General features: G+C 64.6%; 1 pseudogene. It reads right to left on the bottom strand.

Going from position 1 to position 413, the window contains the following annotated elements:
• Nucleotides 1-413: pseudogene (locus D5687_RS11125) on the bottom strand (class I SAM-dependent DNA methyltransferase); the annotation flags it as partial.

The following is a 413-nucleotide window of genomic DNA, read 5'->3' as shown; positions in this document are numbered from 1 at the left end:
GTAGACGGTCGTCCGGCCGCTCTCGTCGGGGATCAGTTCGCCGGTGGTGGGGCTTTCCTTGTAAGAAATGCCGTCCCAGATGGTGACCGGCTGGCCGTGTTCGTCCGTCATCGGCTCGCGGGCGTCATAGTCGATCAGCGCGTCGCGGCATTCGATGTTGTGGAAGTCCTTGAGGATGGGCTCGGGCAGGTCGAGCCGGCCGTGGATGCGGAAGTGCCATTGCAGGTAGCCGATCCACAGAACGATCTCGGCGATGGCGGCGGCGCGCGGGTTGATCTCCAGCCCGAGGAACTGGTGCGGGTCGACGGTCAGGCCCTCGGTGTCCAGGCTGGCCTGCCCGCTGGAGAGATCGCGGATGAGGTTGAGTACCTCGCCTTCCAGCCGCTTCATGTGTTCCAGCGAGACGTACAGGA

It is taken from the genome of Guyparkeria sp. SCN-R1, assembly GCF_003932495.1.
In the GTDB taxonomy this organism is placed as follows: domain Bacteria; phylum Pseudomonadota; class Gammaproteobacteria; order Halothiobacillales; family Halothiobacillaceae; genus Guyparkeria.
Note: the sequence above shows the minus strand (reverse complement) of the source record. Positions and strands in the feature narration are given on the sequence as shown.